Origin of the sequence: Dickeya undicola (assembly GCF_000784735.1) — a bacterium.
GTDB lineage: Bacteria > Pseudomonadota > Gammaproteobacteria > Enterobacterales > Enterobacteriaceae > Dickeya > Dickeya undicola.
This window is the reverse complement of the sequence record NZ_JSYG01000071.1, coordinates 1-1,167: the sequence shown is the minus strand read 5'-3', so window position 1 is coordinate 1,167 and position 1,167 is coordinate 1. Positions and strand designations below refer to the sequence as shown.

Sequence of the window (1,167 nt, the reverse complement as noted above, 5' to 3'; positions counted from 1 at the left end):
GCTGCCATCACTACCGTTCTGGCAAAAACCTACGGTGGTCAGGCTCGTGCATTCGACCAGATCGACAACGCGCCGGAAGAAAAAGCGCGTGGTATCACCATCAACACTTCTCACGTTGAATACGATACCCCGACTCGTCACTACGCGCACGTTGACTGCCCGGGACACGCCGACTACGTGAAAAACATGATCACCGGTGCTGCCCAGATGGACGGCGCGATCCTGGTAGTTGCTGCGACTGACGGCCCGATGCCGCAGACTCGTGAGCACATCCTGCTGGGTCGTCAGGTAGGCGTTCCGTACATCATCGTGTTCCTGAACAAATGCGACATGGTTGATGACGAAGAGCTGCTGGAACTGGTTGAGATGGAAGTGCGTGAGCTGCTGTCTCAGTACGACTTCCCGGGCGACGACACGCCGGTTATCCGTGGTTCCGCGCTGAAAGCGCTGGAAGGCGAAGCTGAGTGGGAAGCGAAAATCATCGAACTGGCGGAAGCGCTGGACAGCTACATTCCGGAACCGGAGCGTGCGATTGACAAGCCGTTCCTGCTGCCGATCGAAGACGTATTCTCCATCTCTGGCCGTGGTACTGTAGTCACCGGTCGTGTAGAGCGTGGCATCATCAAAGTAGGTGAAGAAGTTGAGATCGTGGGTATCAAAGACACCACGAAAACCACCTGTACTGGTGTTGAAATGTTCCGCAAACTGCTGGACGAAGGCCGTGCGGGTGAGAACGTTGGTGTTCTGCTGCGTGGTACTAAGCGTGATGAAGTTGAGCGTGGTCAGGTTCTGGCTAAACCGGGCTCAATCAAGCCGCACACTCAGTTCGAATCTGAAGTGTATATCCTGAGCAAAGATGAAGGCGGTCGTCATACTCCGTTCTTCAAAGGCTACCGTCCGCAGTTCTACTTCCGTACAACTGACGTGACTGGCACCATCGAACTGCCGGAAGGCGTGGAAATGGTTATGCCGGGCGACAACATCAAGATGGTCGTAAACCTGATCGCGCCGATCGCGATGGACGACGGTCTGCGTTTCGCTATCCGTGAAGGCGGCCGTACTGTAGGCGCCGGCGTGGTTGCCAAAGTTATCGCTTAATTGCTGATAGCTGGAATGAAGAAAAGGGTGCTTCGGCACCCTTTTTTTATTGTCTATAGAAAACCCCCA

Annotated in this window: 1 protein-coding gene; it reads left to right on the top strand. The window is 54.8% G+C overall.

Annotated features, from left to right (window positions below; translation table 11 throughout):
* Positions 1 to 1,098 (top strand): elongation factor Tu (tuf, locus tag OB87_RS19380; protein WP_050515761.1); only part of this gene is annotated, 1,098 nt, incomplete at its 5' end.
* Between the last annotated feature and the right edge of the window lie 69 nt (positions 1,099 to 1,167).